This is a genomic window from Novosphingobium tardum, from assembly GCF_042652045.1.
Taxonomy (GTDB): Bacteria; Pseudomonadota; Alphaproteobacteria; order Sphingomonadales; family Sphingomonadaceae; genus Novosphingobium; species Novosphingobium tardum.
The window spans coordinates 604710-617294 of the sequence record NZ_JBHSDR010000003.1 but is presented as its reverse complement, the minus strand read 5'-3'; the positions used below and the strand labels follow the sequence as shown (position 1 = coordinate 617294).

The window sequence follows — 12585 nt, the reverse complement described above, 5'->3', positions numbered from 1 at the left end:
CGCCCCGCATCGCCGAGCCGTTCTCGACAGAGGGAATTCTTGTCTCCGGTGGTCCCAGCGCACACCTTCGCCGCGGCTTTCCCCGCTTGCGCCAGTTCGGTCTGCGCGCGCCGATGATCGCGGCGGCGCGGACATCAGCGCCCGTGGGACCGCCCGGCAGGCTGTTCGTCTTCGGCATGGGCTACACCGCACGGACGCTGGCCGGGCAGCTGCGCGCCGGGGGCTGGACCATCCGCGGCACGGGCGGCTCAGGCGACATCGCGTTCGACGACGAGGCCGAGGTTTGCGCGGCTCTCTCCGACGCCACTCATGTTCTTTCGTCGGTCCCGCCCGACCGCGCGGGAAGCGACCCGGTGCTCGCGCGCTATGGCGACGCGCTGGCCGCAGCGCGTGCGCAATGGGCCGGATACCTTTCGTCCACCGGCGTCTATGGCGACACCGGCGGCGCTTGGGTCGACGAGACCGCGGAGATCGGGCGTGGCCGGCGCACCGCGCGGGCTGCGGCGGACGAGGCGTGGCAAGCGCTGCGCGCCGACATGCGCGTGTTTCGCCTGCCCGGCATCTATGGCCCCGGCCGCAGTCCGCTCGACCGCGTCCGCAGCGGCGCGGCGCATCGGATCGACCTGCCCGCGCAAGTCTTCAGCCGCGTCCATGTCGAAGATATCGCGTCCGCGATCGCGGCCTCGTTCGCCGGGCCCGCAGGGGTCTACAACGTGGCCGACAATCTCCCCGCAAGCCAGAATACGGTGATCGAGGAGGCCTGCCGCCTGCTGCAGATGCCCGTGCCGCCCCTGCAATCGCTGGACGAAGCAGGCCTGTCGCCGATGGCGCGCGCTTTTTATGCGGAGAACCGCCGTGTTGCGAACGGCAAGGCCAGGCGCCTGCTGGGCTGGCGGCCGCGCTATCCTTCTTTCGTCGAGGGATTGCGCGCTCTCAATGCCAGCACCAGTCCGCCCAGCGCCAGCACCGCCCCCGTTCCGGCGAGAAGCGACCAGCGATAGCCTTCGAACAGGGTCGAAAGAAGCATCGCGATGATCGGAACGACGACCCCATTGTAAGCCGCGCGGCCGGCGCCGAGTTCACGCACCAGGCCGAAGTAGATCGGAAAGGTCACCACCGAGCCGACGAGAGCGAGGTACGCAACGCCCGCGCCATAGGTCCACCGCCAGTCGAATTGCGGTGGACCGGCAAGAACCAGCGCGACCGCCGCATCGAACACCGCGCCCCAGACCAGGCCCCAGGCAAGGAACGTGAGCATCGGCACCGATCGCGGGCCTGCGGTCGCCTGCAGCACGTTCGAGGCGCTGGCGGTGAGGATCGCGCAAAGGGTAAGCGCCACGCCGAACAGGACCTGTCCGGTCGGCGGCGCGATGCGATATTCGTGCAGGAGAAGAAGGACGATCCCCACCAGCGCGAGGACAGTGCCGCCGAAAAAGGCACGGGTGATCGGCTGGGCAAGGAAGATGCGGCCAAGGATCGCGTTGGGGACCAGAAGCAGTGCGAACAGGACCGCGACGATGCCAGAGGTCAGGAAATGCTCGGCGCGGTAGACGAACTGGAAGTTGAGCCCGAATTGCAGCATGCCGAAGATCATCGCCAGCAACTGCACACGGCCGGGAATCGCCAGCCGCTGGCGCTTCAGCGCGGCAAAGACGAACATTCCGGCTGCGGCAAGCACGAAGCGCCATGTGACCGACCAGCTTGGCGCAACGGTGCCGATCTGGTCGCGGATGACGAGCCAGGTGGAACCCCAGATAAGGGAGACCAGGAGGAACGGCCCGAAGATGCGCGGGGTCCAGAAGGACACCGGCTGCGTCTGGCTCATAGTGCGGCGATGGCTCTTGCCAGCTTGCCCACGTCGGCAGGATCGCTGTTCCAGGCGGTGACAAGGCGCGCCGCGCCGCGTCCCGGGGGAGCATCGGCATCGGGGCTGGGCCAGTCGTAGAAATCGAAACCCTGCGCCCGCAACGAGGCCGCCTCCGCATCGATCAGCCGAACGAACACCTCGTTCGCCTCGACCGGGTACAGCAAGCGGTCGGCGCACGCGCCTGCGATTTCCTGCGCCGCGGCGTTGGCGGCGCGCGCGTTCTCGAGCCACAGCCCACCTTGGACCATGGCGAGAAGCTGCGCCGCCTGGAAGCGGCCCTTCGAGTGCAGGTGCCCGGCGCGCTTGCGCCGGTAGCGGACCAGGCCAGCAAGCTCGGGATCGAAGAGGACCAGCGCCTCGGCGTTCATGCCGCCGTTCTTGACGCAGCCGAACGACAGCGCGGACACCCCGGCTTGCCAGGTGATCTCGCCCGGCGCGCAACCGAGGAATGCGGCGGCATTGGCAAATCGCGCCCCGTCCATGTGCAGGGCCAGCCCGCGCGACTTCGCGAGCGCGCCAATCGCGGCAACCTCCGCGGGGGAGTAGGCCCGGCCATATTCGGTCGCCTGGGTGATCGAGATTGCGTGAGGTTGGACCTGGTGCACGTCGTCGCGGATCGGGTCGATTACCGCGGTTACGGTTTCGGGGGTCAGCTTCGCCCCTTCTCCCGCAGCAAGCAGCAGCTTTGCCCCGTGGGTGTAGAACCCGGGCGCGCCGCCTTCGTCGACTTCGATATGCGCTTCGCGGTGGCACACGATCCCGCCGTGCGGCGGGCACAGCGCGGCGAGCGCCAGGCAGTTCGCCGCAGTGCCGGTCGAGACCCACAGCGCCGCGCAATCGCTGCCGAACAGTTCCGAGAACGCGCCGTCGAGCCGTGCGCTGAGCGTATCTCCGTCATAAGCGCTGTCGGCTGAGTCGGCGGCACGCAGTGCGTCCCACACCCGGGGGTGGACGCTGGCGGCGTTATCGGAAAAGAACCTCATTGCGAAACGCCCTTAGGGGCCGTGCGTTGACGGTCAAGCGGGGCCTTCCCCGCCAAGGAGACAGAAGCATGGACGGGCTTACCATCACGCGCCACGATCAGGGCGGCAGCGGCGAATATCAGGCACATCTTGACGGCAGCGACCATACCGGACGCCTGACTTATGTGCGCCGCGGAGACACTCTGGTCGCCGAGCATACGCTTGTGCCCTCCGAGATCGGCGGCAGGGGCATCGCCGCAAAGCTGGTCGAGGCGATGATCGCCGATGCACGGCGCGAAGGGCTGACGATCGAGCCGCAGTGCAGCTATGTCGCCGTCGCGTTCAAACGCCACCCTGAATGGGCTGACCTTCAGGCCTGAATCCTACTTGTTCGCAGCGGCCTTTTCCCACGCCTTGCGCGCCCGGGTGAAGGCCCGCTCGGCGGCGGCGCGCTCCTTTTCCAGCCGGGCGAGCTCCTGTCCATGCCGTCGGGCGAGCGCGCGGCGCTGATTGTCGAGTTCAGCGGCTTGCTTGCGCAGCGCCTCGCGTTCGCCAAGTTGGCGATCGCGGAGCGCCTTAAGCGCCGCGTCCGCCGCGTCGAGCGTGTCGCGGCTGGGTGGCGGCGGAACGGGCCTAGGCTTGGAAATCTGCGCCTTGGCGGGCTTCTTTCGAGCGGAGGCCCAATCGCGCGGTACTGATTTCGGCATGGGGCCTAGCGCGGCAAGCTGATCGGCTGCAGTTCCACGCAGGACGCTGATCACCTCTCCCGGCTGGCGCAGCGGGGCCCCCGTGAGCGTGGGATCGGTCACCTCTTCCGCCGCGCCCCGCGCGAACAGGTCCTTGCCGGTGCCCCATGCTGCCAGCGCGGCCTTGCGGCTCGGCGCGGCGACATAGGCATCGTGGAAGCCGACCGCGGTGCGGAACACCTTCAGTTTGCGGGCCATGGCTATGCCTTCGCCTTTGTCTTCCGAGGCGTGCGCGCGGGAGCATCGGCAAGTTCTATCCATACCGGGGCGTGATCGCTGGTCTTTTCCCAGCCGCGGACATGGCTGTCGACTTGCGCCGACGCGAGCCGCCCGGCCAGCGCCGGGCTGAGCAGCAGGTGATCGATCCGCAGGCCGGCATCCCGGCCAAAGGCGTTCCGGAAGTAATCCCAGAAGGTGTAGATCACCTCGCCTGGGTGAAGCGCACGCAAGGCGTCGGTCCAGCCCTGCTCCAGCAGCCGGGCATAGGCAGCGCGGACCTCGGGCGCGAACAGCGCGTCGTCGAGCCAGCGCTCGGGCTTGTAGACGTCGAGCTCTGTCGGCATCACGTTGAAATCGCCGATCAGCGCCACCGGTAGTCCATGGTCGATCAGTCCCTGCGCATGGTCGATCAGGAGGTCGAACCAGCGCAACTTGTAATCGAACTTGGGCCCCGGTCGGGGATTGCCGTTGGGTAGGTAGAGCGCGCCGACGATGATCCCGTTCACCGCCGCTTCGAGGTAGCGGCTGTGGGAGTCGTCGGGATCGCCGGGCAGCCCCCGCCTAGTCTCGTGGATCTCCCCGACGCGCGACAGGATCGCGACGCCGTTCCAGCGGGACTGGCCGTGCCAGATCGCCTCGTAGCCCGCATTGCGCAGCGAATCGCTGGGAAAAGCGGCGTCGGGAGCCTTGAGCTCCTGCAAGGCGACGATGTCGGGCGCGCGCTCTTCCAGCCAGCGCAGCAGCACGGGCAGGCGGCCGTTCACCCCGTTGACGTTGTAGGTTGCCAGCTTCACGCCGGACCAACGCACGAAAGGGGCGAATGGTCGCCGACGAAAATGGTGCTGCTGGGGAGGATTGAACTCCCGACCTCAGCCTTACCAAGGATGCGCTCTACCACTGAGCTACAGCAGCCCACCATTTTCGGGCGAACCGGCGGGACTGTTCCATCGCAGGAGCGGGCCGGCCGGGCAGGGGCGCGCATTGGCGGGGGGCACCTGCTTTGTCAAGCCGCGCTTGCCCTTGGCGGGCGGCTTGGGCAGAGCCTGCGCAATGACTTCGCCGCCGCCCCGGTCTCCCGCTGCTCCGTCGCGAGAGAAACGCCTCGCCGCGCAGCTGCGCGAGAACCTGCGCCGCCGCAAGGCGCAGGCGCGCGCGCTCAAACCGCGGGACAGTGGGGAAGCCAACGACGAGCCGGACTGACGGCCTGACCGGCGCGCCCTTTCCAAACCGGCACCGCTTGGCTAGGGCCGGCCCCACTTCCCGCCTGTGCCCCGCATCTCTCCAGCGTCGTCGAGGATTCTTCCGATGCCCCGCCTTATCCTTATCCGCCACGGCCAGTCGCAGTGGAACCTCGAAAACCGTTTCACCGGCTGGTGGGACGTCGACGTTACCGAGCAGGGCGCCGCCGAAGCGCGCGCGGCGGGTGCGCTGCTGAAGATGCGCGGTATCCTGCCGACGGTCGCCTTCACCTCGCTCCAGACCCGCGCGATCAAGACGCTGCACCTCGTGCTCGAGGATGTGGGCCGGCTGTGGGTCCCCGAATACAAGAGCTGGAAGCTCAACGAGCGGCACTATGGCGGGCTTACGGGCCTCGACAAGGCGGAGACGGCCGCGCTTCACGGCGAAGACCAGGTCAAGATCTGGCGCCGCAGCTTCGACGTACCGCCGCCGCCGCTGGCGCCCGGCAGCGAGTTCGACCTGGCATCGGACCCCCGCTATGCCGGAATCCCGGTCCCGGCGACCGAAAGTCTCAAGGACACGATCGCCCGCGTGCTGCCTTACTACGAGAGCGCGATCGCGCCCGTGCTGGCCGCCGGTGAGACGGTCATCGTCTCGGCCCACGGCAACTCGCTTCGGGCGCTGGTCAAGCATCTGTCGGGCATCTCGGACGCCGAGATCAGCTCTCTCGAGATCCCGACCGGCCAGCCGCTGATCTACGAACTGGCGGATGACCTTGCGGTCAACGACCGCTACTACCTCGCGGAACGCTGAAACGCCATCGCACCGGGGGGAGGAGCGCAATTGGACCGAGCACTCGTCGCAATCGTCATGGGCAGCCAGTCCGACTGGGAGACCATGCGCCATGCTGCGGTCGCTCTCGATGCACTGGGCGTCGCTCACGATTGCCGCATCGTATCGGCCCATCGCACGCCGCAGCGCCTGCACGATTTCGCCGCGGGCGCAGCGGACGAGGGGTTTCGCGTGATCATCGCGGGGGCAGGCGGCGCGGCGCACCTTCCCGGGATGATCGCCAGCATGACCGCGTTGCCGGTGCTTGGCGTGCCGGTACAGTCCAAGGCGCTGTCCGGCATGGATTCGTTGCTTTCCATCGTCCAGATGCCGGCAGGCATCCCGGTCGGCACGCTCGCCATCGGCCAGGCCGGGGCGACGAACGCCGGACTTCTCGCCGCCGCAATCCTGGCCGGGAGCGATCCCGCACTGGCCGAGCGGTTGGCCGCCTACCGCGCGGCGCAGACCGACGGCGTGGCCGAGCGGCCGTCCTGACCGGCGCCCGACCACGATGATCCCTCCGGGCGAGACGATCGGGATACTCGGCGGCGGCCAGCTTGGCCGCATGCTCGCCATGGCGGCCGCGCAGATCGGCTACCGCTGCCACGTATATGCGCCCGAACGCGACAGCATCGCCGCCGAGGTTTGCGCCGCCTTCACCTGCGCGCCCTGGGACGACGCCGCCTCGCTGCGCCGGTTTGCGCAGGACTGCGCGGTGGTGACCTACGAATTCGAGAATGTGCCTGTTGCGCCCCTCGCCGCGCTGGCGCCCACTCCCTTGCTGCCTTCGGGCCGCGCGCTCGAGACCGCTCAGGACCGCCTCGTCGAAAAGCGGTTCGTAGCCGATCTCGGCGGACGTCCTGCGGCCCATGCTCGGGTGGACACTGCCGACGACCTGGCCGCCGCGATCACCGCGGTCGGCACGCCCGGCATCCTCAAGACGAGGCGCGACGGATACGACGGCAAGGGCCAATGGCGCATCGCAAGCTCCGCCGATGCCGCCGCGCTTCGCCTGCCCGGCACCCCGCTGATCTACGAGCAGCTGGTCCCCTTCGTCGCCGAATTCTCGGTCATCCTGGTACGCGGAATGGATGGTGACATCCGCTTCTGGGACAGCGCGGAAAACGTCCACGCGGGCGGTATCCTGGCGCGCTCCACCCTGCCCGCCTCACCGCTCGTGCTGGCGCAGGTGCCCGAGGCCCGCGAACTCGCCCGCAAGGTGGCGGACGCGCTCGGATACGTCGGCGTCCTCACGCTGGAGTTCTTCGCCTGCGAGGATGGCCCGGTGTTCAACGAGATGGCACCGCGCGTCCACAATTCGGGCCACTGGTCGATCGAGGGCGCGATCACCAGCCAGTTCGAGAATCATATTCGCGCGATCTGCGGGCTGCCCCTGGGCGACACCTCGCTCGCCGCCGCGCGGGTCGAGATGCGCAACGTGATCGGCGACATGGCGGAGGACTGGCCGGCTATCCTTTCCGACCCGGCCAACCGCCTCCACCTTTACGGCAAGGCCGCCGCCCGCCCCGGGCGCAAGATGGGCCACGTCACCCGGATCACCGTGGCATGAGCGCGCCCGAAGCGTTCCTCGTCGTCGCGCGGGCGGCGAACGGCACGATCGGGGCGAACGGCACCTTGCCCTGGCACCTGCCGGCCGACCTGAAGCATTTCAAGGCGCTCACGATGGGCCGGCCGATGATCATGGGCCGCCGGACTTTCGAATCGCTGCCGGGACTATTGCCGGGGCGCCGGCACATCGTCCTGACCCGCGACCCCGAATGGTCTGCGCCCGGGGTGGAAAGCGCGCCCGATCCCGAGAGTGCGCTGGCGCTGGCCGATGCACCCGAAGTGGCGGTGATCGGCGGGTCCGACGTGTTCGCCGCGTTTCTCGATAAGGCGATGCGAATCGAGCTGACCGAGATTCATGCCGACTATGCCGGCGACACGGTCATGCCGCCATTCGATCCGAACCAGTGGCGCGAGGTGAACCGCGAGCGGCACCCGACGGAGGCGGACCGTCCTGGGTTCGATTTCGTGACTCTCATCCGCAGGGGCGCGCGGCCTTGATCCGCATCGACCATCGCGATCCGGTGCCCGACGAACTGCGCGGCGCGATCCTCGCGCTGGGCAATTTCGACGGATTCCACCTCGGCCATCAGGCCGTCGTCGGCAAGGCGCTCGCCTGGGCGCGTGACGAGGGTCGCCCCTGCATCGTCGCTACCTTCGATCCGCACCCGGTGCGTCACTTCGTGCCCGACGCTCCCCCGTTCCGGCTGACCACGCTGGACCAGCGCCAGGAGCTGTTTGCCGCTTTCGGTGCGGCAGCGATGCTGGTCTTCCATTTCGACGGCGCGCTGGCCGGGATGAGCGCGGAAGATTTCGTGCAGGACCTCCTGGCGCGCCGGATCGGCGCGAGGGGTGTCGTCACCGGCGAGGATTTCACGTTCGGCAAGGGCCGGGGAGGGAACCGCGAGCGGCTGGTCGAACTTGGCGCCCCATGCGGCGTCAGGGCGCAATCGGTCGGCGCGGTGCTTGACGATGGCCTGCCGGTGTCCTCCAGCCGGGTGCGCGAGGCGCTGCAGGCCGGCGATCCCGCCACCGCCACGCGCCTGATGACGCGGCCCTTCGCGATACGCGGGATCGTCGAGCATGGCGACAAGGTGGGGCGCACGATCGGCTACCCCACCGCCAACGTCGCGCTCGGCAATTACCTGCGTCCGCATTACGGGATCTATGCCGTCACGGGTCGCCTGCCCGACGGCAGCGTGCTGCACGGCGCGGCGAGCATGGGCATCCGTCCCACCTTCACCCCGCCCAAGGAACTGCTCGAGCCGTTCTTCTTCGATTTTTCGGGCGACCTCTACGGGCAGGAGATCGAGGTGGCGTTCCACCACTTCCTGCGCGGCGAGGAGAAGTTCGACAGCCTCGACGCGCTGACCCGCCAGATGGACGCGGATTGCGAGGAGGCGAGGAAACTCCTAAGCGCCCGCGGGTGATGAGCGAGACCCGAACCGACAGCCGCGACTATCGCGGCACCGTCTTCCTGCCGAAGACCGATTTCCCGATGAAGGCCGGCCTGCCCGCCAAGGAGCCGGGCATTCTTGCCAGGTGGCAGGAAGCCCGCCTTTATGAACGCCTTCGCGAGGCGCGCCGGGGCCGTGAAAAGTTCATCTTCCACGACGGTCCGCCTTACGCCAACGGCGACATGCACATCGGCCACGCGCTGAACCACATCCTCAAGGACATGGTGGTGCGCACCCAGACCCTGCTGGGCAAGGACGCGCCCTACGTTCCCGGCTGGGACTGCCACGGCCTGCCGATCGAGTGGAAGGTCGAGGAACAGTACCGCAAGAAGAAGCTCGACAAGGATCAGGTCGATCCGGTCGAGTTCCGCGCCGAATGCCGGGCCTACGCCCAGCACTGGGTCGACGTGCAGCGCGAGCAGCTCAAGCGCCTCGGCATCAATGCCGACTGGGACAATCGCTACCTGACGATGGATTTCGAGGCCGAGGCAACGATCGTCTCGGAACTGATGAAGTTCGCCGAGTCCGGCCAGCTTTATCGCGGCGCGAAGCCGGTGATGTGGTCCCCGGTCGAAAAGACCGCGCTGGCCGAGGCCGAGATCGAATACGAGGACATCGTCTCGACCCAGATCGACGTGGCCTTCGAGATCACCGAGAGCCCGATCCGAGAACTGGTCGGCGCCCATGCGGTGATCTGGACGACCACGCCGTGGACGATCCCGGTGAACCAGGCTTTGGCCTATGGGCCGGAGGTGCTTTACGGGCTCTACGAGCATGAGACTGGAAAGCGGTATCTCTGCGCCGTCGAACTGAAGAATCAGGTCACCGAACGCTGGCTGCGAGACGCAGGCGAAATTGGCAGCTGGTTTGGACACCAGCTCGCCGGAGCGATCGCCCGCCATCCGATGCACCATCTGGGCGGGTTCTTCGCCAAGCCGCGTCCGTTCCTGCCGGGCGATTTCGTCACCACCGACAGCGGCACCGGGCTCGTCCACATGGCGCCCGACCATGGCGAGGACGATTTCGCGCTGTGCAAGGCGCACGGAATCGAGCCGGTCTTTGCCGTCGAAGCCGACGGCAAGTATCGCGCCGACTGGGGCTGGCTTCCCGGCCAAGGCAGCGTCATCAACCCCAAGTTCAACGCATCCGACGGGCCGATCTGCGAAGACCTGCGGGCAAGCGGCGGGCTGCTCGCCGCGTCGGCCGACTACAAGCACTCCTACCCGCATTCGTGGCGCTCGAAGGCCAAGGTCATCTACCGCTGCACGCCGCAGTGGTTCGTACCGATGGATCTTCCCGTCGACCGCCAGGTTCCGCGCTGCGCCGACGAGGCCGAAATCCGCGCCGCGCAGGGCGAAGGCGAGACGTTGCGCGAACTGGCCGTGCAGGCCATCGCGGACACCCGCTTTGTCCCCGACAAGGGCCGCAACCGGCTGGGCTCGATGGTCGAAGGGCGGCCCGACTGGGTGCTTTCGCGCCAGCGCGCCTGGGGGGTTCCGATCACCCTGTTCGTGCGCAAGGGGACGAACCAGTACCTCGTCGACGACGCCGTGAATGCACGTATCGTCGCGGCGGTGCGCGAGGGCGGGGTCGATGCATGGTCCGATGCGCGTGCGCAGGAATATCTGGGCCACGCCCACGATGCCGCCGATTTCGAGCGCGTGACCGATATTCTCGACGTGTGGTTCGATTCGGGCTGCACCCATGTCTTCGTGCTGGAAAGCGGGCGCTGGCCCGAACTGTCGTGGCCTGCCGATCTCTACCTGGAAGGCAGCGACCAGCATCGCGGCTGGTTCCAGTCGAGCCTGCTCGAAAGCTGCGCGACCCGCGGCCGCGCGCCTTATAACGCCATCCTGACGCACGGCTTCACGATGGATGCCAGGGGCTTGAAGATGTCCAAGAGCCTGGGCAACACGATCAACCCGCTAGACCTGATGCGCGACAATGGCGCGGACATCCTGCGGCTGTGGGCACTGTCAGTCGATTTCACCGAGGACCACCGCATCGGCAAGGAAATCCTCGCCGGGGTTTCCGACCAGTACCGCAAGCTGCGCAACAGCTTCCGCTATCTGCTCGGCGCGCTCGACGGATTCGAGGAAGCGGAACGCGTGGCGGTGCACGAGATGCCCGAGCTGGAACGCTACATGCTGGCGCTCCTGGCCAAGCTGGACGCCGCGCTGCGCCAGGCGGTCGCGGACTTCGACTTCAATACCTACGTCCGCAGCCTGACCGATTTCGTCAACGAGGACCTCTCGGCCTTCTTCTTCGATATCCGCAAGGACAGCCTCTACTGCGATGCGCCGACCGACGTGAAGCGGCGCGCCTATCGCACGGTGCTCGACACGCTGTTCCACGCGCTGGTCCGCTATGCTGCGCCCGTGCTGGTGTTTACCGCCGAAGAGGTGTGGGCGACGCGCTATCCGGATGCGGACAGCGTTCACCTGCTCGAATGGCCCGAGTTTCCCGCCGGCGACGCCGACATGGAGCGTTGGGCCGAGCTGCGCGCGCTGCGGGCCACGGTCAATGAGGCGATCGAGCCGTTGCGCCGCGAAAAGGTGCTCGGATCGGGCTTGGAAGCCGCGGTGACCGTGCCGGATGGCGCCGTCCCCGATGTCGCCGTCGCCGATCTTGCCGAATTGTTCATCAGCGCGTCAGTGGCACGGGCGCAAGGCGCGGGCGTGACCGTGACTCGCACAACCGACCACAAGTGCGGCCGCTGCTGGAGGCTCCTGCCCGAAGTCAGCGAAGACGGCGACATGTGCGATCGCTGCGAGGATGTCGTCGCCAGCATGGACGCTGCGGCATGACCGCCAACGCTTACCGCATGATCGGCCTGGGCCTCGCCGGGATCGTCTTCCTCCTCGACCAGGCGATGAAGTTCCTCGTCATGGGCCCGCTCGCGCTGCCGCAGCGAGGGGCCATCGAGCTGCTGCCGATCTTCGCGCTGCGCTATACCGAGAACCACGGGATCAGCCTGGGCCTGCTAACCGCCGATTCGAACGCCAGCCGATGGCTGCTCGTAGCGCTCACCGCAGCGATTGCGACCGGGGTCGTGGTGTGGCTGCTGCGCGAAAAGCTACTGGGTGAAATCGTCGCGCTGGCGCTCGTTCTTGGCGGCGCGCTGGGCAACATCGTCGACCGCTCGCGGCTAGGTTTCGTGATCGATTACGCCGATCTGCATTTCGGCGATTTCCGCCCGTTCCTCATCTTCAACATCGCCGATGCGGCGATCACCATCGGGGTTTTGTTACTGCTTGCCCGTTCGCTCCTGATGCGCGACAAGCGCGCGGATTCGGGCGCGGCGACCAGCAACGACGCGCCCGCCACGGAGATTCCATGATGCGCAAGGCCCTCGTTCCCGTCCTCCTCGTCGCCGCCCTGTCGGGCTGCGCCAGCGGCGGAATCCTCAATCGCGACCGGCCTGACGAATTTGCCGTCTCGCGCCAGGCTCCGCTCGTGATCCCGCCCGATTTCAGCCTGGTTCCGCCCAATCCCGGTGCCCCGCGCCCGCAGGACAGCGACGCCAGCAGCCAGGCGCTCGAAGCATTGTTCGGTGGCCCGGCGCCGCGCAGCAGCGTCGAAAGCGACACGATCAGCCGCGCGGGAACTGCCGCTCCGGGTATCCGCAGCACGGTCGGCGATCCCGCGACCAACACTGTCGCCAAGGGCTCGGTGACCCGCGATATCCTCGCGGCCCCCGAAGGCGACGGCCGCGAAGCGCAGGCAGTCGTTCCCGGCTGACGAACGGTCTGCGGGCT

General features: G+C 67.7%; 15 protein-coding genes and 1 tRNA gene. 11 read left to right on the top strand and 5 right to left on the bottom strand.

Translation table 11 applies throughout. The annotated features are described in order from the left end of the window. Positions 1-113 precede the first annotated feature (113 nt). The gene (locus tag ACFO0A_RS03120) at positions 114-1001 is read left to right on the top strand and encodes a Rossmann-fold NAD(P)-binding domain-containing protein (RefSeq protein WP_379537517.1); all 888 of its coding nucleotides are present in this window, start codon (positions 114-116) and stop codon (positions 999-1001) included. On the opposite strand, the gene ACFO0A_RS03115 is transcribed toward ACFO0A_RS03120, so the two are convergent. Further along, positions 902-1825 (bottom strand): DMT family transporter, encoded by a 924-nt coding sequence (locus ACFO0A_RS03115; RefSeq protein WP_379537516.1) that lies wholly within the window; start codon positions 1823-1825, stop codon positions 902-904. The genes ACFO0A_RS03120 and ACFO0A_RS03115 overlap by 100 nt on opposite strands. Beyond that, positions 1822-2850: a threonine aldolase family protein gene (locus ACFO0A_RS03110; RefSeq protein ID WP_379537515.1), complete on the bottom strand. Its 1029-nt coding sequence runs from the start codon at positions 2848-2850 to the stop codon at positions 1822-1824. The genes ACFO0A_RS03115 and ACFO0A_RS03110 overlap by 4 nt, the downstream gene beginning before the upstream one ends. A gap of 68 nt (positions 2851-2918) precedes the next feature. On the opposite strand from ACFO0A_RS03110, the gene ACFO0A_RS03105 reads away from it, so the two are divergent. Then, positions 2919-3209 (top strand): GNAT family N-acetyltransferase, encoded by a 291-nt coding sequence (locus tag ACFO0A_RS03105; RefSeq protein WP_379537514.1) that lies wholly within the window; start codon positions 2919-2921, stop codon positions 3207-3209. 3 nt (positions 3210-3212) lie between these two features. Here ACFO0A_RS03105 and ACFO0A_RS03100 read toward each other — a convergent pair whose 3' ends face one another. The 3 genes from ACFO0A_RS03100 to ACFO0A_RS03090 all read right to left on the bottom strand — a co-directional run bounded on the left by ACFO0A_RS03100 (position 3213) and on the right by ACFO0A_RS03090 (position 4706). After that, complete coding sequence (locus ACFO0A_RS03100) at positions 3213-3773, bottom strand: hypothetical protein (RefSeq protein WP_379537513.1); 561 nt, start codon at positions 3771-3773, stop codon at positions 3213-3215. A 2-nt stretch (positions 3774-3775) separates the two neighbouring features. Next, a complete protein-coding gene (locus tag ACFO0A_RS03095; RefSeq protein WP_379537512.1) occupies positions 3776-4588 on the bottom strand; it encodes an exodeoxyribonuclease III in 813 nt (270 codons plus the stop codon). A gap of 43 nt (positions 4589-4631) precedes the next feature. Then, positions 4632-4706, bottom strand: a tRNA-Thr gene (locus tag ACFO0A_RS03090). 138 nt (positions 4707-4844) lie between these two features. Here ACFO0A_RS03090 and ACFO0A_RS03085 point away from each other — a divergent pair. The 9 genes from ACFO0A_RS03085 (at position 4845) to ACFO0A_RS03045 (ending at position 12568) form a co-directional block, all read left to right on the top strand. Then, positions 4845-4994, top strand: a complete 150-nt coding sequence (locus ACFO0A_RS03085) for a hypothetical protein (protein WP_379537511.1) — start codon at positions 4845-4847, stop codon at positions 4992-4994. 105 nt (positions 4995-5099) lie between these two features. Next, positions 5100-5786, top strand: coding sequence for a 2,3-diphosphoglycerate-dependent phosphoglycerate mutase (gene gpmA / locus ACFO0A_RS03080; RefSeq protein ID WP_379537510.1), 687 nt, complete (start codon positions 5100-5102; stop codon positions 5784-5786). 57 nt (positions 5787-5843) lie between these two features. Next, on the top strand, positions 5844-6299 hold the full coding sequence (gene purE / locus ACFO0A_RS03075; protein WP_379538150.1) for a 5-(carboxyamino)imidazole ribonucleotide mutase: 456 nt from the start codon (positions 5844-5846) through the stop codon (positions 6297-6299). Between the two features lie 16 nt (positions 6300-6315). After that, on the top strand, positions 6316-7374 hold the full coding sequence (locus tag ACFO0A_RS03070) for a 5-(carboxyamino)imidazole ribonucleotide synthase (protein WP_379537509.1): 1059 nt from the start codon (positions 6316-6318) through the stop codon (positions 7372-7374). After that, positions 7371-7871: a dihydrofolate reductase gene (locus tag ACFO0A_RS03065; RefSeq protein ID WP_379537508.1), complete on the top strand. Its 501-nt coding sequence runs from the start codon at positions 7371-7373 to the stop codon at positions 7869-7871. The genes ACFO0A_RS03070 and ACFO0A_RS03065 overlap by 4 nt, the downstream gene beginning before the upstream one ends. Beyond that, complete coding sequence (locus ACFO0A_RS03060; protein WP_379537507.1) at positions 7868-8800, top strand: bifunctional riboflavin kinase/FAD synthetase; 933 nt, start codon at positions 7868-7870, stop codon at positions 8798-8800. The genes ACFO0A_RS03065 and ACFO0A_RS03060 overlap by 4 nt, the downstream gene beginning before the upstream one ends. Continuing rightward, a complete protein-coding gene (gene ileS, locus ACFO0A_RS03055; RefSeq protein WP_379537506.1) occupies positions 8800-11634 on the top strand; it encodes an isoleucine--tRNA ligase in 2835 nt (944 codons plus the stop codon). The genes ACFO0A_RS03060 and ileS overlap by 1 nt, the downstream gene beginning before the upstream one ends. After that, positions 11631-12167 (top strand): signal peptidase II, encoded by a 537-nt coding sequence (lspA, locus tag ACFO0A_RS03050; RefSeq protein WP_379537505.1) that lies wholly within the window; start codon positions 11631-11633, stop codon positions 12165-12167. The genes ileS and lspA overlap by 4 nt, the downstream gene beginning before the upstream one ends. Next, entirely contained in the window at positions 12164-12568 is a 405-nt protein-coding gene (locus ACFO0A_RS03045) for a DUF3035 domain-containing protein (protein ID WP_379537504.1), read from the top strand. The genes lspA and ACFO0A_RS03045 overlap by 4 nt, the downstream gene beginning before the upstream one ends. Positions 12569-12585: the final 17 nt, after the last annotated feature.

Coding starts and splice junctions, on each gene's coding strand:
- ACFO0A_RS03120 (WP_379537517.1), top strand. CDS start 114: ATGATCGCGGCGGCGCGGACATCAGCGCCCGTGGGACCGCCCGGCAGG.
- ACFO0A_RS03115 (WP_379537516.1), bottom strand. CDS start 1,825: ATGAGCCAGACGCAGCCGGTGTCCTTCTGGACCCCGCGCATCTTCGGG.
- ACFO0A_RS03110 (WP_379537515.1), bottom strand. CDS start 2,850: ATGAGGTTCTTTTCCGATAACGCCGCCAGCGTCCACCCCCGGGTGTGG.
- ACFO0A_RS03105 (WP_379537514.1), top strand. CDS start 2,919: ATGGACGGGCTTACCATCACGCGCCACGATCAGGGCGGCAGCGGCGAA.
- ACFO0A_RS03100 (WP_379537513.1), bottom strand. CDS start 3,773: ATGGCCCGCAAACTGAAGGTGTTCCGCACCGCGGTCGGCTTCCACGAT.
- ACFO0A_RS03085 (WP_379537511.1), top strand. CDS start 4,845: ATGACTTCGCCGCCGCCCCGGTCTCCCGCTGCTCCGTCGCGAGAGAAA.
- gpmA (WP_379537510.1), top strand. CDS start 5,100: ATGCCCCGCCTTATCCTTATCCGCCACGGCCAGTCGCAGTGGAACCTC.
- purE (WP_379538150.1), top strand. CDS start 5,844: ATGGGCAGCCAGTCCGACTGGGAGACCATGCGCCATGCTGCGGTCGCT.
- ACFO0A_RS03070 (WP_379537509.1), top strand. CDS start 6,316: ATGATCCCTCCGGGCGAGACGATCGGGATACTCGGCGGCGGCCAGCTT.
- ACFO0A_RS03065 (WP_379537508.1), top strand. CDS start 7,371: ATGAGCGCGCCCGAAGCGTTCCTCGTCGTCGCGCGGGCGGCGAACGGC.
- ileS (WP_379537506.1), top strand. CDS start 8,800: ATGAGCGAGACCCGAACCGACAGCCGCGACTATCGCGGCACCGTCTTC.
- lspA (WP_379537505.1), top strand. CDS start 11,631: ATGACCGCCAACGCTTACCGCATGATCGGCCTGGGCCTCGCCGGGATC.
- ACFO0A_RS03045 (WP_379537504.1), top strand. CDS start 12,164: ATGATGCGCAAGGCCCTCGTTCCCGTCCTCCTCGTCGCCGCCCTGTCG.